Genomic DNA, 26,542 nt, shown 5'->3' with positions numbered 1-26,542 from the left:
GCATTAAAGCTCTCTTGTGGGATGGGCTTCTAGCCCGTCCGGTGCGGGCTAGAAGCCCACACCACAAGAACTATATTTAAGCAGCGATTTTGTGTCATCATCACAGAAAATGAGATGTAGGGACTCAAAGATAAACTGATGACAGCCATTGCTTCTACTCTTGCATCTATCGTTGGCGCAGAAAATACCGTACACCCACAAGACAATCCTTATATTCTACAGGCGACTGGCACAAAACCCCCCAGTTGTCTTGTCTATCCCCAAACACAAGCAGAATTAGCCGCAGTCATCGCTACTGCTTATAGTCATAACTGGCGTGTGCTTCCCTGCGGTAGTGGCAGTAAACTTAATTGGGGTGGTTTACCTCAAGATATTGATGTAGTCGTCAGTACAGAACGCATCAATCAATTAATTGAACACGCTGTAGGTGATTTGACTATCACTGTGGAAGCGGGTATGAAATTTTCCCATCTTCAACAGATTTTGGCACAATCACGGCAATTTCTGGCTCTAGACCCCTCAAAACCAGATTTAGCCACCATTGGCGGTATTGTCGCCACTGCTGATACTAATTCCCTCCGACAACGTTATGGTAGTGTGCGCGATCAACTTTTAGGTATCACCTTTATCCGTGCTGATGGTGAAATTGCCAAAGCTGGCGGCAGGGTAGTTAAAAACGTGGCTGGCTATGATTTGATGAAGTTGTTTACCGGGTCTTATGGTACATTAGGCATGATTAGCCAAGTCACTTTTCGGGTGTATCCCCAACAGGAAGCATCGGGAACTGTGGTGTTAACTGGTGACGCTGAGACGATATCTCAAGCAGCTAATACTTTACGCGGTTCGGCTTTGACACCCACTCAAGCTGATTTATTATCTAGACAATTAGTATCTAGCTTAGGTTTGGGTGCAGGTTTGGGATTAATTGCACGTTTCCAAAGTATTAACGAAAGTGTTAAAGAACAATCTCATCGAGTTTTAGAATTAGGAGAAACGTTAGGATTAACAACAGCAGTCTATTCTGGTGCAGATGAAGATTATCTATGGCAGAGATTGCCAGAACAAATACATCATCCTGTCACAGAGTCGGCGATTACCTGCAAAATAGGAATATTACCAACTGCTGCTGTGGAGGTGTTGAAAGTAGTGGAAATTGGACTGGTGCATCTCAGCAGTGGTTTGGGTGTTGTGCAGGTTGATGATCAAAATCAGGTTTTAAAAGTGCGATCGCTTTGTCAATCTCATCACGGTTTCTTAACGGTAATGACAGCACCTGTGGCGGTGAAACAACAAATAGATGTGTGGGGATACACAGGCAATGCTTTAACATTAATGCGTCGCCTTAAACAACAGTTTGATAGCAAAAATATTTTAAGTCCTGGTCGGTTTGTTGGTGGGATTTAAACAAGTAACCACAAAGACACAGAGAGGGGAAGAATAAAAATGCAAGTTTCCAATAATTCTACTAATAATACTGCCAGTTTGAAAAATTTAACCGGGTTTGATCCAAATCATCCCCCAGATCCGAAATTAATTGATAGTTGTGTACATTGTGGGTTTTGTCTTTCCACTTGTCCCAGTTATCGGGTAATAGGTAAAGAAATGGATTCCCCTAGAGGACGTATCTATTTAATGGATGCAATTAATGAAGGGGAAATTGCTTTAAATACCGCAACAGTTCAACATTTTGACTCTTGTTTAGGCTGTTTAGCTTGTGTATCAACTTGCCCTTCAGGTGTGCAGTATGATAAACTTATTTCAGCTACTCGTCACCAAGTTGAACGAAATTATAACCGCAGTTTTTCTGATAAATTAATCCGTCAACTGATATTTTCTTTATTCCCCAACCCGGATATTTTACGCATCTTACTAATTCCGTTGTTTGTTTATCAAAAGTCGGGGGTTTCTAAACTTGTACGTGCTACAGGTTTAATTAAAAAAATCTCGCCACGTTTGGCAGCAATGGAGTCAATTCTCCCAGAAATTACCATCAAATCTTTTCAAGATAATTTACCTACTGTCATCCCCGCACAGGGTAAAAAACGCTATCGTGTCGGGGTAATTTTGGGTTGTGTGCAACGCTTGTTTTTCTCCCCTGTCAATGAAGCTACGGTGAGAGTTCTCACGGCGAATGGTTGTGAAGTTGTTATCCCTAAATCTCAAGGTTGTTGTGCAGCATTACCTGAACACCAAGGACAAACAGAACAGGCAAAAGCTTTAGCTAGACAGATGATTGACAGCTTTGCTGATACTGGTGTAGATTATGTAGTTATCAATGCGGCTGGTTGTGGTCATACGTTGAAAGAATACGGTCACATCTTAGCAGATGATTCAGAATATCGAGAGAAGGCTGAAGCTTTTGCAGCTAAAGTTAAAGATGCTCAGGAGTTTTTAGCTACTGTTGGGTTAACGGCTAAACTTTCACCTTTGACTGATAAACCTGTGAATTTAGTTTATCAAGATGCTTGTCATTTGTTGCATGGTCAGAAGATTAGTGTGCAACCACGACAGTTATTAAGACAAATTCCTGGGGTGAGTTTGAAAGAACCTTTAGATGCTGCTTTGTGTTGTGGTAGTGCGGGGGTTTATAATATGCTACAGCCAGAGGTGGCTGAAGAATTAGGTCGGCAAAAGGTACAGAATTTGCTGAATACTGGTGCTGAGTTGATTGCTTCTCCTAATCCTGGTTGTGCTTTGCAAATTACTAAGCATTTACAATTGCAAGGTAAGGTAGTTTCTGTAATGCACCCGATGGAGTTGTTGGATTATTCGATTCGGGGTTTGCGGTTGAAGAGGTAAATAGGTTGATATTAGCCCCCTGGTTGGAAAGCTTGGGGGTTTGATTTTTTAACGCAGAGGTTCGCAGAGTTCACGCGGAGGTTCGCAGAGGTTGAAGGTTTGTTTTGTGTTTGGTGTTTAAAATTGGGATGCTTTCTGTTAAGCCTAGGTAAATCTTCTAGATGGGGCGATTTTAGGCTGAAAAGATGATGATAAAGTAATTCTGATTATCAACTGGGTGAGTTGCCAGGAGGAATCTATAGTACACAGATTCAGGCGGGTAGTTTGCTTCTAGACAAGAGCAAGCGATCGCTGGCAGTGTATCAGGCTATAACGCTGTAGTCCGTTGGGAAAAACTCACTTTGTATTATAACACAATTAAAGATTATGCTGGGTGCGATCGCAGGTGACATCATTGGTTCAGTCTATGAAGGTAAAAGTCTCAAATCGAAAAATTTCCCCCTGTTTGATAGGCAAAGCCGTTTTACTGATGACACAGTGTTAACAGTAGCGGTAGCAGATGTGATTCTGCACACAGAGCCATTGCCCGCAAGTGGTAAGTTCATTGACCAATTTAAGTGGTACTATAGTTGCTATTTGTATGCTGGGTATGGGCGCAACTTTAGCAATTGGGCTAAATCTCACAGTCGTCAACCATACAATAGTTTTGGCAATGGTGCAGCTATGCGTGTTAGTCCCATCGGTTTTGCTTTCGATGATTTAGAGACTGTGTTAACATTAGCCCAACGCAGTGCAGAAGTGACTCATAATCATCCTGAAGGGATAAAAGGCGCGCAAGCTACCGCTACCGCCATTTTTCTGGCACGTACAGGTTATGATAAGGCAAAAATTCAGTCCTACATTCAGAATACCTTTGGTTATGACCTGGAACGCTCTCTAGACGACATTCGACCAACATATCAATATAATGCTACCTGTCAGGGTTCTGTTCCTCAAGCAATTATCGCTTTTTTAGAATCAACTAACTTTGAGGATGCCATTCGTAATGCTGTCTCTCTGGGTGGTGATAGTGACACTATTGCTTGTATTGCTGGGGGTATAGCTCAAGCATATTATGGCAGTGTCCCCAAGGCGATCGCTGATCATACTTTATCTCATCTGGATGAGCATCTATGCACAATCACCGAAAAGTTTATGTATAGGTATTGTGCTTGAACTCTCCTGGCTTTGAAAAACCAGGATTCCCAACTGATATTGCTACGTGAGCTAAAGCTACACTAGGCAATATCTGCTGATGCCATTGGAGAATTTGATGCAGCAGGATACCATCTACAAAGCCACCCAACTCTAAACCTCAAAAAATCCCACCAGTAATCAATGGTAGACGTTCACGCAAAACCGAACTACTAGCTGTCATTTTCCACCGTTGATTAACCCTACAGACAGTTTCCTCATCAAGATAAAATTATTCTGTTAGTAATATCTTCTGTCTGAAGATCAGTAGTAGTTCTCAATCCTCAGTGGATCGCTGACTACTGACATTTACAGGCATTATGGAAATTGAGATATAATATAACAGAGAAATTTCACATGACCATTTACTTTTATAAGGTTTGGCAGCCTTACGGTTGTTTTTCTAATTTTTCCCCCCATCACATTGAAATTCAGGGTACTTACTGGTCAACGGTAGAGCATTACTATCAAGCACAAAAGTTTGTCGGTAGCGCAGATGCTATGATCATACCCCTAATCCGGGCAGCTAAAACCCCAGAAGAAGCTGCGGCTTTGGGACGTTGTAGCAGTCGCCGACTGCGCGCAGATTGGGATTTAGTCAAAATTCCAGTTATGCAAACTGCTGTATGGCAAAAGTTTATGACTCATCCTGATATCAAAGAAATTCTTTTGAGTACCGGGGATGAGGTTTTAGTAGAGAATTCACCTACTGATTATTTTTGGGGTTGTGGTGCAGAGCAAACCGGACAAAACCATCTCGGTAAAATCCTCATGGGTGTACGTGAAGATATCCGCAAGTTACAGGAACTGACAGTATTTTCCTGTGAGTGTCAGGAAAATAAAGGCTAAGGTTAGTTGTTAATTTTCTAATTGTCCCTGGATATAGATGACTCATATCAATTGGTTAATCACCAAAACAGCTAACAGACAACAGTAAATTTGTTACCTGTTCCCTGTTCCCTACCTGAAGGCTGATAAGTTTGATTGCTGATGCAGTGGGATTGAACTCTCCTGGCTTTGAAAAACCAGGATTCTGAACTGATATTGCTACGCCTGCTATAAGCAGACTACGCAATGTTTGTTCTGCCCCAAAGGGGCTTTGACTGGCTCAAACAGTCCTACCCGCCTCGACCAATTGCTTGGCTGTACGGTTACTTTTGGTCAACTTATGATGCTTTTTGTTATGGGTTTTTCACCAACATCATCAGTAAAAATTTACCAGAAGTCTCGTCTTAAAACAACAGGTTTTAACCTGTTGAGTCGTGTTACCCCTGCGGGGAAGCAAGCTACATCCCCTCTCTAAAGAGTAGGGGTTTTCACACTCCCACTATGTTTTGATAGGGAGTATGAAATATTTCCAGGTACTTCCAAGTCAAAAATCTCCCATCATTTAACAGTTAACAGTGAACTGTCAGCAACTTTCAGCAGGATAATTTATTTTTTTGGAGTTCCCTAACATCTCACCTGCATAACTTTTTTATCTGCTTAGTGTACATAGTTAACCACAACTATTCACAGCATTTTTTAATTTGATGAAATCTATCTCAAGATTGATTTCAGCTTGATCAATACTGAGACAAAATACAAATTTGTTCAAGCTGGGAACTAGCCTAGAGGAGATTACATCAAAGATTGGTCAATTTTTTAGAACTGATAAGTCATAGCAATTCAAAATTCACAATTCAGGCAGTCAGATGTAATTTAGCTGTTGTGATTTGGATCAGTTGCTTGATTTGAGAAAATTGGTATAATGGCGAGCCTTATAACTTGATTTTTCTTTCATGCTGAAATATTTTCAAGTATCTAATTTAGATAATTTCACGGAATTCATATAAATAATGCAGCAGATAAAATTAAAAGAATTCTTAATAAATTTTAAAATTATCTGTGTAGTAATCAGGTCAAAGAAAAAATTTAAACTTGTTTAGGTGTGCTAGGTAATGACATTTACGGATAACTCAGGTAGTTTGCCACCAGCTTTCGAGCAAGACAGTTTATGGCATCGAATCACTAATCGGATGAGGCGATCGCTCGAACTTCCAGATATTTTAACAGCTACAGTTGCGGAAATCCGCAGCTTTTTAGCCACAGACCGAGTAATGGTGTATCGGTTTGATACGGATGGTAGTGGTGAAGTAATTGCAGAATCGATTCATCAACAGCGTCTACCATCGCTATTGGGTTTACGGTTTCCCGTCGATGATATCCCCGCCGAAGCCAGAGAAATGTTTCTCTTGGCGCGTCAACGCTCAATTGTGGATGTGGCGAGTGGACAAATTGGGCTATCCTCAGTACAATCACCTACCACAGCACAACCTTCATTAAATAACAATATCTACTATAGACAAGTAGACGCTTGTCATCTGCAATATTTACAAGCAATGGGTGTGAAGTCTTCGTTGGTAGTGCCGATTGTCTTGTGTGATTTGCCAGAAGCATCAAGTCAGTCGGAATTATGGGGATTGTTGGTGTCACACCACAGTCAACCACGCACGATTTTAAAACGGGAACTGAAAATCGTTCAACAAGTCAGTGAGCAACTAGCGATCGCAATCACTCACAACAATCTCCTCACAGCAACTCGCGCCCAGCAACAACGCGAAGTGATTATTAACCAAGTCACAACCCTGCTGCATAAGCAATCTCACATCAAATTACTACCAGCTTTAGAAGTCACGATTAAAGCTTTAAATGGTATCAGTGGCAGACTGTATCTGCATAAAAGTCAAGAAATGTATACATGGGGTGAGCAGCCACAGATAACAGAAGCATCAGCAAGTAGTGTGATGGAAGAACATCCCGTATGGCGTAACTGGATGGCTGAATCGAAACCGGGTGAAGTTTGGGCAATTGCTGATATTTACAAAGAACCTCGGTTGCGGGTGTTAGCTTTTGCGTTTCAGTCTACTCGGATTCGGGGAATGTTGGTGATGCCCCTACATTATCGCCAAGAGTTGATCGGAGTGATCACGATTTTACGCCCGGAATTTGACACAGAAATTCTCTGGGCGGGAAAATGTGAGGAAAATCAACGACAACAGCTACCGCGACTTTCCTTTGAAGTGTGGCGCGAACAGAAAAAAGGACAAGCACCCCAATGGACTCAGGAAGATGTTTCTTTAGCGCAAGCTTTAGGATATGATTTTGCGATCGCCATTCAACAGCGACAAACTAACCAACAAATCCAAGCACTCAACGCTGACTTAGAACGTCAGGTAAAAGAACAAACCACCGAGTTAGAAAAATCCTACCTGATTACCAAGGTACTCAAGCAAGTCACCGAGCAGATGCGTAGTAGCTTGGATTTGGCAACTACTCTACAAACCATTGTCAGGGAAGTGCGCTCTTTATTAAATTCCGACAGAGTAGTGATTTACCAACTCTTGAGCGAGTCTGAGGGTGAGGTAGTTGTCGAAGAGCTAAATGGGAATTGGGTGTCAGTTTTAGGCTTAAAATTGCCTTTGGGATGCTTTCCTGATGAATACACCAGTCTTTACTTTCGAGGTAGAGTCAGAGCCATAGACAATGTAGCTACTGATTCTATCAGTGCTTGTCATCAAGAATTTTTACAGAGCTTACAAGTACAAGCTAACTTGATTGTACCCATTAAGATGAGTCAGCAACTCTGGGGTTTACTGATTGCTCACCAGTGCGATGCACCGAGACATTGGCAAGATGCGGAGATAGATTTGTTACAACAACTAGCAGATCAAGCAGCGATCGCCATTTATCAAGCACAACTATATGAACACAGTTGTCGCGCAGAAGCAGAAGCCACCGCCAAAGCCACCCAATTAGAACAAGCTTTGCTACAACTGCAAGACACCCAAACCAAATTGATTCAAAATGAAAAAATGTCCAGCTTGGGACAGTTAGTAGCAGGGATAGCCCACGAAATTAACAACCCTGTCAACTTTATCTATGGTAATCTCAGCCACGCCAGCGAATATACTCAAGAATTATTGCAAATTTTAACACTTTATCAAAAATACCATCCTCAGCCCCACCGTGAAATTTCCCAAGCCTTAGAAGAATTAGACTTAGATTTTGTCATCGAAGACTTACCCAAAATTATCTCTTCTATGCAGGTAGGTGCAGATCGCATCCGTTCTTTAGTTTTGTCATTACGCAATTTCTCCCGTCTAGATGAAGCAGAAAATAAGTATGTTGACATCCATGAAGGTATCAATAACACTTTATTGATTTTGCAACATCGACTCAAAGCAAATGCTCATTTTGCTGGCATTGAAATTATGAAAAATTATGGCGAATTACCATTGATAGAATGCTATGCCGGACAGATGAATCAAGTATTTATGAATGTACTGGCTAATGCCATTGATGCCCTAGAGGAGCATTCAACACAAAACCAGTCTATTAAATCGCAAATTAACATTACTACCCAATTTGATCCAAATCAATCTCGGATTTTGATCCGCATTGCTGACAATGGCCCAGGAATGTCGCCGGAAGTGAAAAAGCGCATATTTGACCCATTTTTCACTACTAAGTCAGTAGGAAAAGGGACAGGATTAGGTTTAGCAATCAGCTACCAAATTGTGGTAGAAAAACACGGCGGAGTTTTAGAGTGTGTCTCAGAAATCGGTAAGGGTACAGAATTTTGGATTGAAATCCCTGTTAAACCCCTAGATAACGCCCATAACAGCAGCATAGCCAACAAACCTGCTCTGAAATCGTGAGACCATAGGCAACACATAGCTATAATTTTCAAAACTTCAAAATATATGAGCGTTTACTTGCAACTGATTATCTAAGTTTGAAATATTTTTTCTGGCTTAAACTTAGCTATATTCAGGCTTTGAGATAAATTGCCATTATGACAAAGTAAAGTTTATTTGCAAACACTACCATACTAATCTAGAAGTGCTAATCTATTAATTGAAGCCACAAGGCTTCCCTGGCAGATGTAACAGCTAGAGTGTAGTTAGTAAAAGAGGTAAAAAACGCTGTTTAATTTGATGTCTGTCTCGTCAACAACCGACAACACCCAACGCGAAAGTTGATATTTCCTCAAGTAGCCAAAAATGAGGGCAATGTAACTGTTTTTCATTCTGATTTCAGATAATGAAACTGATTATATCCCTGAGTAACATGAACAAGGAGAGGAAATCAAAACAACGAGTAGATGTTGGGTGTTGTTGTGTTATGTGTTCTACTCAAACTTAGGCAACTGCGACATTAGTCTGGTGCGCTAGAGGTTAAAAACTTTACAATTACTTTGCATAAGCCAACGTTTAGACTATAATATAAAGCTATTTTGCGCTTGATAACCTGTTACAAAGGTTTAAATCCAGGGTTCAACCTGAAGTTTTCTCAGGGACTTCCAGATCAAAAAATATCTAAAATGTAGGGTGCGTCAGTAGGAGAAACCCTAGCCATACCAAGACAATATTCATCCTGACGCACCCTACTAACTACTAAGACTAGGGTGCGTCAGTGGGAGAAACCCTAGCCATACCAAGACAATATTTATCCTGACGCACCTTACTAACTACTACTAACTACTAACAGTCGATTGGGATAATTTATTATGTGGTGTTCCCTAAACCCCTACCCTACGGGTTCGCGGTAGCGTTGCGTAGCAAAGGCTGCGCCAACGGCAGGGTACAGGGAGAAGAATGAGCCTGCGAAAAAAGGATACAAGCCCCTTAATTCTCGCTGTTCTTGAAGCTAAAGTACAGTTAAGTGCTATTGCGTTTTATTGACAAAGCTGAGATTATGTATTTGTTCAATAAGCGTCAAATAGTAGTATGTATAAAAATTTAATGTTTAATTAAGTAAATCAAATCTGTAAAACTAACCTAATCTGATACTATTGATACCTGAGAGGTGAAGACTGCCAGCAAGCTGGAAATTGTGGAATCACAATTTTCTTCATTAACTTTTGTGATTGGTCAGCTTACTTTGGTTGAAAGTCAAGCCCAAAGCTGCTGCGAGTATTTTCGGCAATGCCTGAAAATACCTGATGTTGTCTATTGTATTTACCTATCAAACCAGATGGATAAATAAACTGTCATATATCACAAGACATAGATTGCTTTATTCGACTTTAAATTTCAACTTTTCTGAATTTTCTGTCTGCTGATTCTTGCAGAATTTAATACGCACATAACAAAATTTTAACAATCAGTTTTATGTCTGGATTAGATTTATTCAACCAAATTTATCACCAGAAAATTGTTATCACAGCGACATTTACAAGCGAATTAGTTGAAGATTCCTTGGCTTATTGGTTCCAAGAAATCGGTTTACCTTATGCCATAGAGTTTTCTCCTTACAACCAGGTATTTCAAGAACTGCTGAATCCAGCCAGTCGCTTGGCTAGTAATCATGATGGCATTAATGTAGTTCTGGTGAGGTTTGAGGATTGGGAAGCAAATAAATATCGTCTACATCTGGTAGTTGATGATACTCTCAAAGCAGAAATTTTGGGCGATCGCCTACGTCACACCCTACCAAATCACATAGAAATCGCGCACCTCAACCAATACGAAACCGAATATTTATACCAAGAAATCTTCGTAGATCGCGTCTATCTCAAGCATGGCATAGTCTTTAATGAAGACGACTGTATTATTGATGTGGGTGCAAACATTGGTTTATTTACCTTATTTGCCCAGCAAAAAGCACCCAAAGGCAGTATTTACGCCTTTGAACCTGCACCCCACGCTTTTGATAAATTACAGACAAACGCCCAGCTTTACTGTCAAAATGCCCATCTATTTAACTGCGGCTTAGGTGGTGAATCTAGACAAGAAACCTTCACATTTTACCCTCGTTCCTCAGTCTTCTCCAGTTTCGCGGCTGATGCAGAGCAAGATGAAAAAGCTATTCGTTCAGTCATTATCAATATGCTGCAACGGGATAACTCTCTGGATGCAGACTCATTAGAACGTCTAGCTGATCAATTCCTCCAAGATAGACTAGAGCGAGAAACCTATCAGGCTCAACTGCGGAGTCTTTCCGAAATCATTGAAGAGTATCAAATTACCAAGATTGATTTACTCAAACTCGATGCAGAGAAAAGCGAGTTAGCCATTCTGCAAGGGATAAAAGAGCATCACTGGCCTTTGATTAAGCAGATTGTGATGGAGGTGCATGATCAAGAAGGTAGCACCATTCGGCAAGTTCTGCACTTGCTGACCGAAAAAGGCTTTAAATATGTTGTTGATGAAGAGTCTCTCCTACACGGTTCGGGACTCTTTAATATTTATGCGACACGCCACCACCAAAACCAGCACTCAGAATTACAACAAGTTGCCAAAAACACAGCCCAATTAGAGAAAACCGTTGAGGATTTTAGTAGCGCATTAAAAACAGCCGCCACGCGATCGCCAATTCCCCATTTGATTTGTATATGTCCTCCATCTGCAAATAATGATGCAGCAACTAACAGTATATATGAGAGAATGCAAGAACTGTTAGCAGCAGAACTCAAAGATGTGAATGGGATGTATCTGATCAAGAGTCAAGAATTGAGCAGTATTTACCCAGTAGAGAATTACTACGATCCCTACGGCGACGAACTCGGACACATCCCCTACACACCAACCTTTTTCTGCGCCTTGGGGACAATGCTAGCGCGGAAGATATTGGCATTGAACAGCAGTCCCTACAAAGTAATTGCCCTTGACTGTGACAATACCTTATGGAGTGGTGTTTGTGGAGAAGATGGAGTTGCAGGAGTAAAAATCGAGCCACCATTTAGAAACCTACAACAATTTATCCTAGAGCAGCAAGCAACCGGCAAACTAATTTGTTTGTGCAGTAAGAACCAAGAAGAAGATGTCTTTGCAGTCTTCGAGCAACATCCAGATATGGTACTGCAACGCCATCATCTCGTGAATTGGCGGATTAATTGGCAATCGAAATCAGAGAATCTGAAACATTTAGCTAACGAATTGCAACTGAGTTTAGACAGCTTCATTTTCATAGATGACAACCCAGTTGAATGTGCAGAAGTGAGAGCCAACTGTCCAGAAATCTTGACTCTACAACTTCCCCAACAAAGCGATCGCATCCCCCAATTCTTACAACATACATGGGCTTTCGACCAACTGCAAACCACTCAAGAAGACCAACAAAGAACTAACCTCTATCAACAAAACATCCAACGCCAACGCTTACAACAAGATTCGCTTTCCTTTGCTGATTTCCTTGCCCAACTCAACTTAGAAATTGAAATTTCCCCCATGCAAAACGAGCAACTGACAAGGGTTGCTCAACTAACTCAACGCACCAATCAGTTTAACCTGACAACAATCAGACGGTCTGAGACAGAAATTCAACAACTACTGACATCAGGAAGCTTAGACTGTCGAGTAGTCAAAGTTAAAGACCGCTTCGGTGATTATGGCTTAGTAGGTTTAATGTTATTTGCAACAGCAGAAACGAGCCTAGTCGTAGACACATTTTTACTAAGTTGTCGAGTATTGGGGCGTGGTGTAGAACATCAAATGCTGGCTTATCTAGGAAACCTCGCACAACAAAAAAGACTAAGCCAACTCAAAGTTTCATACACACCCACACAAAAGAATCAACCAGCCTGGGACTTTCTGACTAGCGTTGGTAGAGAATTCCAACAAAAACAAGAGCATAGTTGGTTATTCCAGTTTCCATCTGAGACAGCATCTCAAATCAACTTCACCCCCACAACCAACACCCCAGTTAAACAACCAGCAAACTCTTCTCAAACTCTCCGCACGCCAGTTGCTTTAAGTCGGCGGAGCCGCCCAACGCACTGGCTCGCCTCTGCGCCTCTGCGTGAAATAAATCCCCCCTCCGACTTCTATCAACGCATAGCCCGAAATCTCTACACCCCCGAACTCATCCAAAAAGAGATAGCATCCCGACAACAACGCCAACGTCCCCAGCTAGAGATAGAATTTATTGCACCTCGCACACCCATAGAAAAAGCGATCGCCAACCTCTTTGCAGAAATCCTCAAACTTGACAAAGTAGGTATCAATGATAACTTCTTTGAGCTAGGCGGCGATTCCATTCGGGGAGCGATTCTGATTAATAAACTGCAAGCCCAATTAAACGAAATCATTCACTTCGTTGTTCTATTTGATACTAAAACAGTAGCAAATCTAGCAGCATACATAGAAGAAAACTACCCACAGACAGCAGCCAAACTCTTAGGTAAACAAACCACAGCAATTATTGACATACCACAAGAACGCATCGATGAAACAAAAGTTTTACAAATGCGTTCCTTGATACCCGCCATTGCTCCCCCAATAGACAAAGACACAGAGAAAAACCCACCCGCCATCTTTATCCTTTCGCCTCATCGTAGCGGCTCAACCTTACTGCGCGTCATCCTGGGGGGAAATCCGCAACTGTTTGCACCGCCAGAATTGGAACTGCTGACATTTAATACCCTTGCAGACAGAAAAGCCGCATTTTCTGGACGTTATAGCTTTTGGGCAGAAGGGACAATTCGCACCATCATGCAAATTAAAGGGTGTAGTCCAGAAGAAGCGATCGCACTAATGGAGGAATTGGAAGCCCAAAATCTCACCACCAAGCAATTTTACCACCTGATCCAGCAATGGCTAGGCAAGAAAATCTTAGTAGACAAAACCCCCTCCTATTCCATAGATTTAGAAACCCTTAAACGAGCAGAAATCAACTTCCAAAACCCACTCTACATTCATTTAGTGCGCCATCCATTAGCAACGATGCGCTCTTATGAAGAAGCCAGAGTAGAACAAACATTTCCCTATCAACATCCTTTCAATAGACGACAACTCGCTGAATTAGTATGGTTAATTAGCCATCAAAATATTCTGCAATTCCTGCAAGAAATTCCACCAGAAAGACAGTATCAACTCAAATTTGAAGACATAGTTAATCAACCACAGACTACTGTAGAAAGACTCTGCCAATTTTTAGGGGTAGACTTCCATCCTGAGATGCTGCAACCATACAAAGAGAAAAAGCAGCGCATGACTGATGGTATTTACGCCCAGTCGAGAATGGTGGGAGATGTGAAATTTCACCAACATCAAAGCATTAATCCCGACACCGCCGAGAGTTGGAAGCAGTATTACAAGACAGACTTTTTAAGTAATATAGCTTGGCAAGTAGCAGAGTCTTTGGGATATCAAAGGGAAGAGGGAACAGATAATCAAAGAAATAACCTTGTGATTCCGCCAGTCAGTCGGGGAAGTACCACAGAATATCAAGAATTTCCTCTTTCCTTCGCCCAACAGAGGTTATGGGTTTTAGCTCAATTAGAGCCTGACAACCCTTTCTACAATATGTTTAAAGCGGTTCGTTTGAATGGACGCTTAAATATAGCAGTTTTAGAAAGTAGCCTCAACGAGATTATCCGCCGTCACGAAATTTTACGCACTACCTTTAGTTCTGTAGCAGGTACACCTGCACAAGTAATTGCTCCCCAGGCAACTATAAAACTTGCGGTAGTGGACTTGCAGAAATTCTCAGGACAAGCACAGTTAGAACAACTGCAACTGGTAGCCACCCAAGATCAACTACAACCCTTTGACCTCACCAAAGGACTTTTACTGCGAGTTACCTTAGTCCAACTAGAGCCAGAATCCTATGCTTTATTATTGACCATGCACCACATCATCGGTGATGGTTGGTCAATGGGAGTATTCATCAAAGAACTATCAAGTTTGTATCGCAGTTTCTTAGTAGGTGATGCTTCTCCCCTGCCAGAGTTACCGATTCAATACGCCGACTTTACGATTTGGCAGCGTCAATGGTTGCAAGGTGAAGCATTACAAACCCAAATCAATTACTGGAAGCAACAGTTAGCCGACGCACCACCACTTTTAGAACTACCGACAGACAGGCCGCGTCCCTCCGTGCAGACTTTCCGGGGTTGGTGTTTTTCCTTCCAGATAGATGCAACACTAACAGCATCCCTAAAAGAACTCAGCCAAAAGTCAGGAACTACCCTATTTATGACCTTGATGGCGGCTTATGCTACCCTGTTGTGCCGTTACAGTGGACAGACAGACATACTGTTAGGGACACCCATCGCTAGCCGCAATCAACAAGATATAGAAGGGTTAATTGGCTTTTTTGTCAATACCTTGGTGATGCGAACTCGCCTAGAAGGCAATCCCAGTTTCTCAGAACTACTGACTCAAGTACGTTCTACCTCTATGGATGCCTACGCTAACCAAGACGTACCCTTTGAGCAGATTGTCGAAGCTTTACAAATAGAGCGCAGTCTCAGCCACAGTCCCTTATTCCAGGTGATGTTTGCATTGCAGAATGCGCCAATGGAACAGTTAGACACGCCTGAGTTAGCTGTTAATCCTCTACATCTAGATAATGTTAATGCCAAGGTTGACCTGACATTACAAATGTGGGAACAAGGCAACTGCTTACAAGGGTTTTGGCAATACAACACCGATTTGTTTGACGAAGACAGAATTGCTCGAATGAGCGGTCATTTCCAAACATTATTAGCGGGAATTGTCGCCAACCCACAGCAATCGATAGGTACTTTACCATTGCTAACTGAGGGTGAACTTCATCAGTTGTTGGTGGAATGGAATGATACTCACATACCTTATCCTGATAGCAAGTGTATTCATGAGCTATTTGAGGAACAGGTAGAACAAACACCCGACGCTGTAGCGGTGGTGTATGAAGATGAGTGTTTAACATATCGGGAATTGAACGATCGCGCCAATCAACTGGCGCACTATTTACAAACCTTGGGAGTTGAGAAAGAAGTATTGGTGGGGATTTGCGTTGAGCGATCGCTAGAAATGATCATCGGTATCCTAGCCATCAACAAAGCCGGGGGTGCTTATGTTCCCTTTGATCCTGCCTATCCCCAAGAACGCTTGGCTTATATGTTCCAAGATACAGGGGTATCAGTGCTACTGATCCAACAGCAGTTGAGAGGATTATTACCCCCCAACTCAGCTAAGGTGATTTGTTTAGACACAGATCAGGAAATCTTCAGCCAATACAGCCCAGAGAACCTAAAAACAGATGTGACACCAGACAACCTGACTCACATCATGTATACCTCTGGTTCTACAGGCATCCCCAAAGGTGTTTGCATTATCCATAGAAATGTTGTCCGCTTGGCTAAGGGAACAAACTATGCGTCATTAACACCCCAAGAAGTCTTTTTGCAACTTGGCCCCCTGTCCTTTGATGCTTCCACCTTAGAAATTTGGCCTTGTCTTTTGAATGGTGCAAAGCTTGTCTTGATGCCAAGTCAAAAGCCATCTTTAGAAGAGTTAGGGGAAATTATTCAACGCTATCAGGTGAGTATTTTATGGCTCACAGCCAGCTTATTCCATCTGATGGTAGATGAAAGGTTGTCAGATTTACAACCTGTACGTCAACTGATGAGCGGTGGTGATGTATTATCTGTAGCTCACGTTCAAAAAGTTGTGCAAGAACTGAAAAATTGTAAATTCCTCAACGGTTACGGCCCTACGGAAAACACAGTATTTACTACTTGCTTCCCGGTCACGCCGGATACTCAACTTGAGAAGTCAATTCCCATTGGGCGTGTGATTGGTAATACCCAGGTATATATTTTAGACTCGAATCTCCAACCTGTACCCGTCGGGGTTTGGGGTGAAATGTGTGTGGGTGGTGCTGGTTTAGCTAGGGGTTACTGGAATCGTCCCGGACTTAATCAGCAAAAATTTATACCTAATCCCTTTGGACATCCAGAGAGCGATCGCCTGTATAAAACTGGGGATTTAGTACGTTATTTACCCGACGGGAATATAGAATTTTTCAGTCGCATTGACAACCAAGTAAAAATCCGGGGCTTCCGCATAGAACTGGCGGAAATTGAGGTGGTTTTAACTCAACATCCCCAAGTACGGGATGCTGTGGTGATTGCCAGAGAAGACAAACCGGGGAGCAAGAGTTTAGCAGCATACTTGATCCCCGAAGGAACACAGCCCACCAGTAGCGAGTTGCGAGCCTTCCTCAAGCAAAAGCTACCTGATTATATGGTGCCGGCATCCTTCACAGTGATGGCAGCTTTACCAATTACCCCCAATGGTAAAGTAGACCGTCGTGCCTTACCAGTACCAGAGTTTGAGTTGAATGACTCCAATAGCTTGGTTGCTCCCCGCACCGATAACGAAAAAATACTGTTGCAAATTTGGCAAGATGTTTTACTATTGAAACAAGTTTGCATTCATGACAACTTCTTTGAGTTGGGTGGCGATTCCATTATCGGTATCCAAATTATCGCCAGAGCCAATCAAGCTGGATTAAAATTAACTCCAAAACAGCTATTTCAGCATCAAACCATCGCTGAGTTAGCTGCCGTAGCGGTGACAAATACCACCCAAAAGGCAGAACAAGGCTTAGTTACAGGCAATGTTCCCTTAACACCGATTCAGCATTGGTTCTTTGAGCGGAATTTAGCCGAACCCCATCACTTTAACCAATCCGTCCTGCTAGAAGTTCCGCCCCATATCAAGCCGGAATTATTAGAACAGGCATTACAAAAGCTGTTATACCATCACGATGCTTTAAGACTGCGGTATGTGCAGCAAGCAACGCAATGGCAGCAGTACAACAGTGATGTGTGCGATGACCTATCCTTAGCGATCGCTGATTTATCCCATCTTGCTCCAGCAGCACAAACAAAAGCTATTGAGAGTCAGGCAGAGGAAATCCAGCGATCGCTAAATTTAGCAGACGGGCCGCTCATGCGAGTCCTGCTGTTTAACTTAGGCGAATCTTCTCCTAGTCGGCTGCTAATTGTCATCCATCACCTAGCGGTAGATGGGATTTCCTGGCGGATATTGCTAGAAGATTTATCTCAAGCCTACAAACAATTAGATAGTGGAAATCACATCCAACTCCCTGCAAAAACCACATCCTTTAAAGATTGGGCAATTCGATTGCAGAATTATGCAGCAGATCCAGAACTGCACCGGGAAATAGACTATTGGCTCGACTCCATGCAGTTCGCAGTTGCTCCTTTACCCTTAGACTTTCCCGCTACTGCATCAGCCAACACTGTCGGCTCAAGTCGCACTGTTTCTGTATCCCTGAGTATAGAACAGACTCGCGCTCTGCTACAGGATGTCCCGGTCGCGTACAACACCCAAATTAACGATGTACTATTGACCGCATTAGTAGAAAGTTTTGCCCAATGGACAGGCTACGATTCTCTACTGATTGAATTAGAAGGACACGGACGGGAGGACTTATTTACAGATGTAGACTTGTCCCGGACAGTCGGCTGGTTTACCAGTATCTTTCCCGTTTGCTTAAAAGCAGGTCTTCACCACCCTGGAGAAGCTCTTAAGTCAGTCAAGGAGCAACTGCGACACATCCCCAACCGAGGTATTGGCTACGGTATCCTGCGGTATCTCAGCCGGGATGCAGCCATCAATCAGCAACTTGGGCTACTTCCCCAAGCTCAGGTCAGCTTCAACTACTTAGGTCAATTCGACCAAACACACCTAGCGTCTCTGGGTTGGAAATATGCTCAAGAATCTAGCGGTTCTATTCACTCTCCCAAAGGACAACGCCGCCATTTGTTGAATGTGAATGGATTAGTGATTGAGGGCAGATTGCAACTGGAGTGGAAATATAGCTCGGCTTTCCATCACCAGTCTACAGTAGAAAACTTGGCTAACAACTATGTGAAAACCCTAGAAGCAATTATTGACCACTGTTTATCAACAGAAGCAGGAGGTTATACACCTTCAGATTTTCCCGAAGTTAATTTGAGTCAAGAAGCCTTGGATGAACTGCTAGCAGAAATTGAATAAAGTAGTTCACAACTCATCTCTATTAAGAGAAGATTTGTCATCACTTTGTCCCTTGTTTTCCTTCTTCCATACCAATAATATTCATTGTTTATGACAATCTCGAAAGCAACACTCACAACCACGCGGGATTCAGGAGTTTTAGTTAATAAACTCGCTTCCAAAATCTCCTGCATTTCTTATCAAAGTATGCGGCGGTCTAGCAGAGTATTGAGAGAATTTATCCTTTATTATTTTCCAATTTATAATCTCTCAATGAATGACTTCTTTCGGTTTTATCCCATCTTAGGTTTTATCGAAGCTCTGGTTTATCAAACTGATGACGAAGTAGAAAGAATCCAACATGATGGTTGTGAAAAACTGCAAAATTCCCCTTGGCAAGCAAAACAGGAAATGATTCTAGCTGTTTTGGAAGAATATAATCTCAAACATTGCCAAGTTGAATTTTATATGGAGAAGCTAGGCGAGTATTTTGAATTAGAAACAAAGTTATTATCTAGTTCTCATGTGACTCATGGCATGATTAAACAGGCGGCAGAATTGCGTTCTTCTGACTATCGAATTCTGCACTGTACTTTGCTGAAAATGTTAGGTTTAAATTACCAAGAAGATGAGTTAAATGAAGAACTAAGACTGATGTGGCCTTTAGAAGTTTTAAATGACATCGAGGATGATTTGATGTCTTATACAGAGGATGTGGCCGCTAAACATTATAATACTTATAGAATGTTTGTCAAAATTTATGGGGAAAAAGCTCCCTATTACTTAAAGAAAGAGTTAGATTTTTACGAAAGTCTATATCATAAACAAATCAGTAGGTTTTCGGGAATGAGACGAGAAGCTTTTCTCAAACCTTGGAATGCCTATCGACTTGACCATCCAGTACCCGTGATTCCTGAACCAATTCTGGAAGAATAATATCAAATATTGCTTATGGCTAATAGCCAATTGCTAGGTATTGATTAATATCCGGTATTGGTTATTAGCAACTGATTGAAGCAGCGAAACAAAATACATAACAGGAGTGTAATTATGTATTTCAATGGTAACTCGCAAATCCTCACAGATTACAGTGAATTAGTAATTGATTTATTTCATGCTGTTGATGCCTGTCAATGGGAAAATCTCACAAATATTTTTGATAAAAATATCATCTATGAGCGTCCGGGTTACAATGCTTTTGTTGGCATTGAACGCTTGCTGAAGTTTTATAAAATGGAAAGAGTAATTGCATCAGGTAAACATTACATCGAGCGTGTTACAATTGATGGCAGTTATGGAGCTTGTTGGGGGAGATTTGTGGGCGTTAGCAAAGAAGCTTGTCAAATAGATGAACTTTTTGCTGATGTCTACTCTTTTGAGAAAGGTAAGATTAAAACTCGCAAAACACACTTTTTTAGACCAGCCGTTTAGGAAAATTGTAGAGGTGGGGTGGTGAAACAACAACGTGGTGTGACAATTTGGTTAACTGGTTTGAGTGGTGCTGGTAAAACTACCATCAGTCAGTATTTAGAAACAGAACTGCGATCGCACGGTTATAAACTGGAAGTGCTAGATGGCGATGTAGTCCGACAAAACTTAAGTAAAGGTTTAACTTTCAGCAAGGAGGATAGGGACGAAAATATTCGGCGCATTGGTTTTGTCGCTCACCTGTTAACTAGAAATAACGTCATTGTCCTGGTTTCAGCCATCTCACCATATCGAGCAGTTCGCCAAGAAGTGAAAGCAAAAATCGGTGATTTTATTGAAGTATACGTCAATGCACCCTTAGAAGTTTGCGAACAGCGAGATGTGAAAGGTTTGTATAAAAAAGCTAGAGCCGGGGAAATCAAAAACTTCACCGGAATTGATGATTTATACGAAATACCTCTCACACCAGATATTGAATGCAAAACTAATCAAGAAAGTGTTGCCGAAAGTGCTAATAAAATTTTAAACAAGTTAGAACAATTAGGTTACATTGATTCTTTAGTAGTGCCACAATTAAATAACAACTCATTGCGAGTGTAAGACGATAGTTTCTCACTATTCCTTACCACTAGGTGATTAACAAACAAAATAATTTGAAGCTTTCTCATCCACTCAAGCTGAACCGCTTGCGGTAGGCGAAGTAACACAAAAAAACTTTTTAAGCATCTTTAAAAAACCAGTTTGTTATAAAATGAAAATCAGGGAATAAATGAGATGGTTTTAGTGAAAGAAAAGGAACTATGTAAACTTTTTGTGGAAGTGGGAAGGCAGCAATATAACCTTGCTGCTATGGGTAATAATTTCGCTAAAAATGATGAACTAGCCTGGAATAATTTTATTACTAATCTACTAGCAGCAAAGCACGATACTGCTGTGGAAACAGCCTATAAATATCTAACAAATGCGGTTGATGAATATAATCAACATCATCAGCCAGAGGTCAATATCAAAATTGTTTATAATTATTTTGTCGCTAAAATTCTGCGTTCCATATTTGTTGAACCATCGGAATTAGAAAAAGACTGGTATTTTATTTGTCACACCACAGAAATTCCCCAACCTGGGGATTTTGTGACTGTGCAGATTTTTCAAGAACCTTTGGTAGCTGTACGTCAATCAGACGGAACGATTCGCGTTTTCCTCAACGTTTGCACTCATCGCCAATCACCAGTATTTGAGGGTAAAGGTTGTATAGGTGCAGATAAATCAGTGCTTTGTCCTTATCATGGATGGGCATTTGGCGCAGATGGTCATTGCAAGAATGCACCAGGGGCAAATAGGGGAGAGTTTGGAGCAGATTTTGACCTAAAAAATTATAGTTTACAAGTTTTTGAAACAAAAATTGCTGACAATCAACGTGTTTTTGCCAGAATTGCTCAAAATCATCAGCATCAGGCAGAAACACCGCCACCAAGCCCTCAAAACATCGGCGTAGAAATTACAAATCTGCTCAATTCTGTGAGTCCTGGTTATGCAGATGGGGAAATAGCCACACTTCCAGAAACAATTCGCCTGTGGTTGAGAATTGGTTATTTAGAAGCACAATTACAGCAGCTAATTGCAGACATCAACCAAGGAGAAACCAACCTTAGCCAGCAATTAATTTTAGATTCATTAATTGGGGAACTAAAACAAGCTATCCTCACCGTTGATAGTGATGGCTTAACTACAGAATTGGATGCAGTGCTGCAACGAATCTACAGCCTGGATGAGCAACAGCAGTTAATTGGCCAGCCTAGAGAATATCCGAAAGTTGAGCCTGAGCATCGAGAAGATTTTGCAGCAGAAGAAAGAAGACAAGCATTACCAATTTGGATTTATGGCGATGCAGCGTTATTCGCGCTGGAAGTGGAGCATTTAATTAAACCAACTTGGCAATTTGTTTGTCATATTAACGAAATTCCCCAACCAGGTAACTTTACTTGGTTGGATATTGTAGGTGAACGTGCCTACGTCATTCGCACCGCAAGCGGTGAAATTTTCGCGGGTAAACTTCCTGATGTTACCCAACGGGCGAACTATCCGCAATTTGGTTTACCCAATTACGGTTTAGAACCCATCGACATTGACATTTTTTATGGCTTTATTTTCATTCGTTTTACTTGGGAAGGTTCAAGATTAGCCGAAAGTTGGTATCAACCCGGCTTATTAGAACCCTACCAACTGGAAAAGATGCAACCGATTGGTAGCATCGGTCACTATTGCATTAATGTGGAGGTGGATTATAAATTACTGTGGGAGAACTTCCTAGAAGATTACCACTTTCCGATGATGCACAAAGGTTTAACTCGTCGCTTTGGAGTGTCGAGTGATTGTGAAGGCATCAACGGTATGATTATTCCCATGCGTGACCCGGCTTCACCCAGTTTAACCCCCATCGAGCGACAATATTATGATGCTGCTAAGGCGATCGCTCGTCATTCTTGGGAACGTGAGCAGGAATTACAAGAATTTGCGGCGGAAAACCAGGCTTTACCCGAAACCCTGTGTTTTTCAGCCTTCTGTTCCATGTCGGCTCAAGAAGAAATACCCATGCCTTTTTCCTTGAGCGTATTTCCTGAACACGTACAAACTTTTTCCTTAGTGCCAGCCGGGCCGAGAGAATGCCGTTTTCACGTGCGTAGTTATGGCCATGTCCTTGACCCTAACGATCCTCACAGTCAAGCCATTGAAAAAGCGCGACTAGCGAATATTCAATTACTGGTGGAATCGCTACATGAGGACATTCGCGTTAACTATATCTGTCAAGACAGCGTTTCCTCACGGCTGTTTGAGAAAACAGGTGTATTCAGTATTGCCGAGTATGATGTTGCTAAGTTTCAGGAGGCTATCCGCCTGAAGCTGCCATTAACCAGTCATCACCAGAAACCCTTATGACTACTACTGTACCATCAGTCAATGCTGCAACAGAAATTGAGACTCGCAAAGCTGACCACCTCCGTGTCTGCTTAGAAGAAGATGTCCAGTTTCAGCAAGTAACTAGCGGATTTGAAAGCTATCGCTTTACTCATCATTGTCTGCCGGAAATCAACCGCAGTGACATTAACCTGCAAACAACCTTTTTAGGTAAGCATCTCGGTGCGCCTTTGTTGATTTCTTCCATGACTGGGGGGACAGAGTTAGCGAAGTTAGTTAACACTCGTTTAGCTACAGTGGCTCAACGCTACCGATTAGCAATGGGGGTTGGCTCACAAAGAATTGCGATTGAACAACCTCATTTAGCCCCTACCTTTGCCGTGCGTTCCTTTGCGCCGGACATTTTATTGTTAGCTAACTTGGGGGCGGTGCAACTAAATTATGGCTGTGGGCTGGATGAGTGTTTGCATCTGGTAAACTCCCTAGAGGCTGATGCCCTGATTTTACATCTTAACCCCTTGCAAGAGTGTGTCCAGTCAAAAGGAGATACAAATTTTCGGGGCTTATTAAGTAAAATTGCCCAGCTTTGTGAAAAGTTACCCGTGCCGGTGATTGCCAAAGAAGTGGGCAATGGCATTTCTGCGGTGATGGCACAAAAGTTAATTGATGCGGGAGTAGCAGCGATTGATGTGGCTGGGGCTGGTGGAACTTCCTGGGCGAAGGTAGAAAGCCAACGCGCTCAAGACAACAAACAACGCCGTTTAGGACAAACTTTTGGCGATTGGGGTTTACCAACCGCAGAGTGTATAACTTCTATCCGGGCTAGTAACCTGACAATTCCCTTGATTGCGTCTGGTGGACTAAGCAACGGCTTGGATGTTGCCAAAGCGATCGCATTAGGAGCAGACTTAGCCGGATTAGCCCGACCTTTTTTAGCCGCCGCCGTGGAATCAGAAGTTGCCGTTGAGGAATTGGTCGAAATCCTCATTGCTGAACTGGAAACAGCACTATTTTGTACTGGCAATACCACCTTGTCAGAACTGAGAAGTTCTGGCGTATTGCAACCTGTCCAAAAGTGAGGAGTCCTGAGAAATTCTTAATTTTGAATTTTGAATTTTGTAGCTTGCTTCGACCTAGGAGTATTTTGAATTAATTCCTCCCCTGCCTTCTGCTGTCAACGAGTGATAAATGTAACATGAAAGTAGATGACTGCAACCAACCCACGCCAAACGCCCTGCATATTCAGGGACTAATAGCGATCGCGCTCGTTAGTCTCATCTGGGCAACAACTTTTCCACTAACTAAAAATGCAGTCACTAGCTTTTCACCAGCTGTACTCACAGCTAGCCGTTTCACCGTTGCAGCAGCAATATTTACCCCATACCTACGCGGACTCAATCCGCAAATCTTACGCGATGGCCTAGTTTTAGGACTGCTGCTGTTTATTTGCTTCACCTGCCAAGCGTTGGGGCTGGAAACTGCCAATGCTAACCGAGGAGGATTTATTTTCAGCTTGAATGTGATCATCGTACCCTTACTAGGTGCTTTCTTTGGTCAGTCATTGCTGCTGAAAACCCTACTCGCCGCCGGTATTGCCCTCACAGGTATCGGCATTATGTGTTGGGAAAATGGTTCACTAGGCATAGGGGATTTACTGTTATTTGGCGATACCTTCGTTTACGGGGTGTATATGCTGGTACTTCAGGGAAGCGTACAACGGCACTCAACCCTATCTCTCACTGCCATCCAACTTTGGCTCATAGCAGTATTAAGTGCAGTCTGGGCTGCACCGGAGATAGTTGGACAATTTGAGACTCTGACCCATAACTATGGTATTATTCTTTACCTGGCTTTAGTCGGAACTGCCGCCTGTATCTGGTTAGAAACTATAGGCCAGCAATGGATTTCCGCTTCTGAAGCTGCGCTAATGTGTACCCTTGATCCGGTACTTACCTCTGTTTTTTCCTTTTGGCTACTCGGTGAGAAGTTTGGAGTACGTGGTTTAATTGGCACGGCTCTCGTACTAACTGCATTGATTTTAAGTCAGAGTAAGTCTGAATATATAGACCGAAAATTAATCTTGGGTGCAGATGATGTTTAAACATTAATATTTTTAACTTTTTTACTTCAAATATCAGATTTTGGTTAAAACTATGCTGAAATTTTCCATTGAATTTAGACCTCCTACTCCTGCTGAAAAAACTTTAGTTATCGGTACATTAGGCCCTAGTGGTACGAGTAGTGACTATGCTTCTAGTTATATAGTCAAACAATTAGAAGCAGAAAACTTGACTGGAGAAATTCAGTTATTTGATAGCTTTCCAGATGTGAAAACAGCCTTGCTACAAAACCAAATTGATTTGGCTGTAGTTCCTCATGCTTACGACTCGATTAATGAATTTTATATGGAGCCAAGTTTTGATTTAGGCTTCATTTTTATCTATCCAACTCCAGTGTATGGATTAGCTAAAAAGAAAAATACAGATGTAACTTTTAAAGGGGCGAGAATTGTTACCCATCCTGCACCTTTACCTTTGTTATCGCAACTTTTACCAGAATCGGAAGATCAATCAGAAATTCAAGTTGATTTGTCTACTTCAACTAGCGATGCAGCTATTCAAGTACAAAAGGGTTTAGCGACTCTAGCGATTACTAATAAAAATGCGGTTGAAGCCTATGATTTAGAGTTTATTTCTACTTATGGCAAAATTCCTATGAGTTGGTCAATTTTCTATAAAAAAAATAGCATAAACTAATGAGTCAATTTTTTCCCACACCCAAAGTTACACAACTGAATGCGGATGTAGAATTAATCGCCTTCGATTGTCAAGATACCCTTGTACAACTCGTGTATCTTGCACCTGGAGCAACTTTCCCACTACATCAACATCTTGAAAGTCAGATGGGAATGATAATTTCTGGACGTTTAGAAATGAACGTCAATGGCATTACAGAAATTATTGAACCACTACAACAAGCTTACATTGCTAATGCTTTTGTACCTCATGGTTCTGTGAATATTTTTCCAGAAACAGCCTTGGTGTTTGATGTCAAACGTACTATAAATACTTTGCCATCAGCCAACAACGACGAAGTATTTCTGAAGGTATCGCCTAAAGAAGATGAAATTACTGGCTTACCCTCTGAATATGTTGTAGCTTCTTGGTTTGAAATTGTTATCATCAAAATTCCACCAGCAGGAAAAATACCCATCCATCAATCTGATAAGGAAGAAATGGGAATTATCCTAAATGGTCAATTGATGATGACTGTGGGAGAGGAACAGGAATTAATAGAATATGGTAGTATTTATTATGCTCCAGCTAATGTGATTTGTGGAGGATATAATACTTCTGAGGAAACAGTAACCTTGGTGAAAATTTCAATTTTACCTTGTGCTGATTTATCGGAACAAGAAGCTGATTTGAAAAAAATAACTGCGCGATCGCTAACTGCAACCTAGAGGA

Annotated in this window: 14 protein-coding genes and 1 pseudogene; 14 read left to right on the top strand and 1 reads right to left on the bottom strand. The window is 41.8% G+C overall.

The window, feature by feature from the left end; all coding sequences use genetic code 11:
• Positions 1-138 precede the first annotated feature (138 nt).
• From A3775_RS22650 to A3775_RS22640, 3 genes are all read left to right on the top strand, one after another.
• Positions 139-1,404, top strand: a complete 1,266-nt coding sequence (locus tag A3775_RS22650) for an FAD-binding oxidoreductase (RefSeq protein ID WP_066426930.1) — start codon at positions 139-141, stop codon at positions 1,402-1,404.
• Between the two features lie 39 nt (positions 1,405-1,443).
• The gene (locus A3775_RS22645; protein WP_066426928.1) at positions 1,444-2,799 is read left to right on the top strand and encodes a (Fe-S)-binding protein; all 1,356 of its coding nucleotides are present in this window, start codon (positions 1,444-1,446) and stop codon (positions 2,797-2,799) included.
• A 366-nt stretch (positions 2,800-3,165) separates the two neighbouring features.
• On the top strand, positions 3,166-3,954 hold the full coding sequence (locus A3775_RS22640; RefSeq protein ID WP_066426925.1) for an ADP-ribosylglycohydrolase family protein: 789 nt from the start codon (positions 3,166-3,168) through the stop codon (positions 3,952-3,954).
• Positions 3,955-4,024: 70 nt separating this feature from the next.
• Here the strand turns inward: A3775_RS22640 and A3775_RS25445 are convergent.
• Positions 4,025-4,156 (bottom strand): annotated as a pseudogene (locus A3775_RS25445) (DUF2243 domain-containing protein); the annotation flags it as partial.
• Positions 4,157-4,329: 173 nt separating this feature from the next.
• Between A3775_RS25445 and A3775_RS22635 the strand changes: the two are divergent.
• The 11 genes from A3775_RS22635 (at position 4,330) to A3775_RS22585 (ending at position 26,538) form a co-directional block, all read left to right on the top strand.
• The gene (locus tag A3775_RS22635; RefSeq protein ID WP_066426923.1) at positions 4,330-4,821 is read left to right on the top strand and encodes an NADAR family protein; all 492 of its coding nucleotides are present in this window, start codon (positions 4,330-4,332) and stop codon (positions 4,819-4,821) included.
• 1,091 nt (positions 4,822-5,912) lie between these two features.
• On the top strand, positions 5,913-8,672 hold the full coding sequence (locus A3775_RS22630; RefSeq protein ID WP_066426920.1) for a GAF domain-containing protein: 2,760 nt from the start codon (positions 5,913-5,915) through the stop codon (positions 8,670-8,672).
• Between the two features lie 1,455 nt (positions 8,673-10,127).
• Positions 10,128-18,752 (top strand): non-ribosomal peptide synthetase, encoded by an 8,625-nt coding sequence (locus A3775_RS22625; RefSeq protein ID WP_066426919.1) that lies wholly within the window; start codon positions 10,128-10,130, stop codon positions 18,750-18,752.
• Between the two features lie 252 nt (positions 18,753-19,004).
• Entirely contained in the window at positions 19,005-19,667 is a 663-nt protein-coding gene (locus A3775_RS22620) for a hypothetical protein (RefSeq protein WP_066382133.1), read from the top strand.
• Positions 19,668-19,781: 114 nt separating this feature from the next.
• The gene (locus A3775_RS22615; protein WP_066382135.1) at positions 19,782-20,162 is read left to right on the top strand and encodes a nuclear transport factor 2 family protein; all 381 of its coding nucleotides are present in this window, start codon (positions 19,782-19,784) and stop codon (positions 20,160-20,162) included.
• Between the two features lie 21 nt (positions 20,163-20,183).
• Complete coding sequence (cysC, locus tag A3775_RS22610) at positions 20,184-20,759, top strand: adenylyl-sulfate kinase (RefSeq protein WP_066382383.1); 576 nt, start codon at positions 20,184-20,186, stop codon at positions 20,757-20,759.
• 174 nt (positions 20,760-20,933) lie between these two features.
• The gene (locus A3775_RS22605; RefSeq protein ID WP_066426917.1) at positions 20,934-23,096 is read left to right on the top strand and encodes a Rieske 2Fe-2S domain-containing protein; all 2,163 of its coding nucleotides are present in this window, start codon (positions 20,934-20,936) and stop codon (positions 23,094-23,096) included.
• Complete coding sequence (gene fni, locus A3775_RS22600; RefSeq protein WP_066426915.1) at positions 23,093-24,154, top strand: type 2 isopentenyl-diphosphate Delta-isomerase; 1,062 nt, start codon at positions 23,093-23,095, stop codon at positions 24,152-24,154. The genes A3775_RS22605 and fni overlap by 4 nt, the downstream gene beginning before the upstream one ends.
• Before the next feature lie 116 nt (positions 24,155-24,270).
• A complete protein-coding gene (locus A3775_RS22595; protein WP_066426913.1) occupies positions 24,271-25,176 on the top strand; it encodes a DMT family transporter in 906 nt (301 codons plus the stop codon).
• Positions 25,177-25,228: 52 nt separating this feature from the next.
• Complete coding sequence (locus tag A3775_RS22590; RefSeq protein ID WP_156481712.1) at positions 25,229-25,831, top strand: LysR family transcriptional regulator; 603 nt, start codon at positions 25,229-25,231, stop codon at positions 25,829-25,831.
• Complete coding sequence (locus tag A3775_RS22585; RefSeq protein WP_082803830.1) at positions 25,831-26,538, top strand: cupin domain-containing protein; 708 nt, start codon at positions 25,831-25,833, stop codon at positions 26,536-26,538. Before A3775_RS22590 ends, A3775_RS22585 begins: the two co-directional genes overlap by 1 nt.
• Positions 26,539-26,542: the final 4 nt, after the last annotated feature.

This window comes from Anabaena sp. 4-3, assembly GCF_001597745.1.
Lineage (GTDB): Bacteria > Cyanobacteriota > Cyanobacteriia > Cyanobacteriales > Nostocaceae > Trichormus.
This window is presented reverse-complemented; position numbering and strand designations above follow the sequence as displayed.

Coding starts and splice junctions, on each gene's coding strand:
- A3775_RS22650 (WP_066426930.1), top strand. CDS start 139: ATGACAGCCATTGCTTCTACTCTTGCATCTATCGTTGGCGCAGAAAAT.
- A3775_RS22645 (WP_066426928.1), top strand. CDS start 1,444: ATGCAAGTTTCCAATAATTCTACTAATAATACTGCCAGTTTGAAAAAT.
- A3775_RS22640 (WP_066426925.1), top strand. CDS start 3,166: ATGCTGGGTGCGATCGCAGGTGACATCATTGGTTCAGTCTATGAAGGT.
- A3775_RS22635 (WP_066426923.1), top strand. CDS start 4,330: ATGACCATTTACTTTTATAAGGTTTGGCAGCCTTACGGTTGTTTTTCT.
- A3775_RS22630 (WP_066426920.1), top strand. CDS start 5,913: ATGACATTTACGGATAACTCAGGTAGTTTGCCACCAGCTTTCGAGCAA.
- A3775_RS22625 (WP_066426919.1), top strand. CDS start 10,128: ATGTCTGGATTAGATTTATTCAACCAAATTTATCACCAGAAAATTGTT.
- A3775_RS22620 (WP_066382133.1), top strand. CDS start 19,005: ATGAATGACTTCTTTCGGTTTTATCCCATCTTAGGTTTTATCGAAGCT.
- A3775_RS22615 (WP_066382135.1), top strand. CDS start 19,782: ATGTATTTCAATGGTAACTCGCAAATCCTCACAGATTACAGTGAATTA.
- A3775_RS22605 (WP_066426917.1), top strand. CDS start 20,934: ATGGTTTTAGTGAAAGAAAAGGAACTATGTAAACTTTTTGTGGAAGTG.
- fni (WP_066426915.1), top strand. CDS start 23,093: ATGACTACTACTGTACCATCAGTCAATGCTGCAACAGAAATTGAGACT.
- A3775_RS22595 (WP_066426913.1), top strand. CDS start 24,271: ATGAAAGTAGATGACTGCAACCAACCCACGCCAAACGCCCTGCATATT.
- A3775_RS22590 (WP_156481712.1), top strand. CDS start 25,229: ATGCTGAAATTTTCCATTGAATTTAGACCTCCTACTCCTGCTGAAAAA.
- A3775_RS22585 (WP_082803830.1), top strand. CDS start 25,831: ATGAGTCAATTTTTTCCCACACCCAAAGTTACACAACTGAATGCGGAT.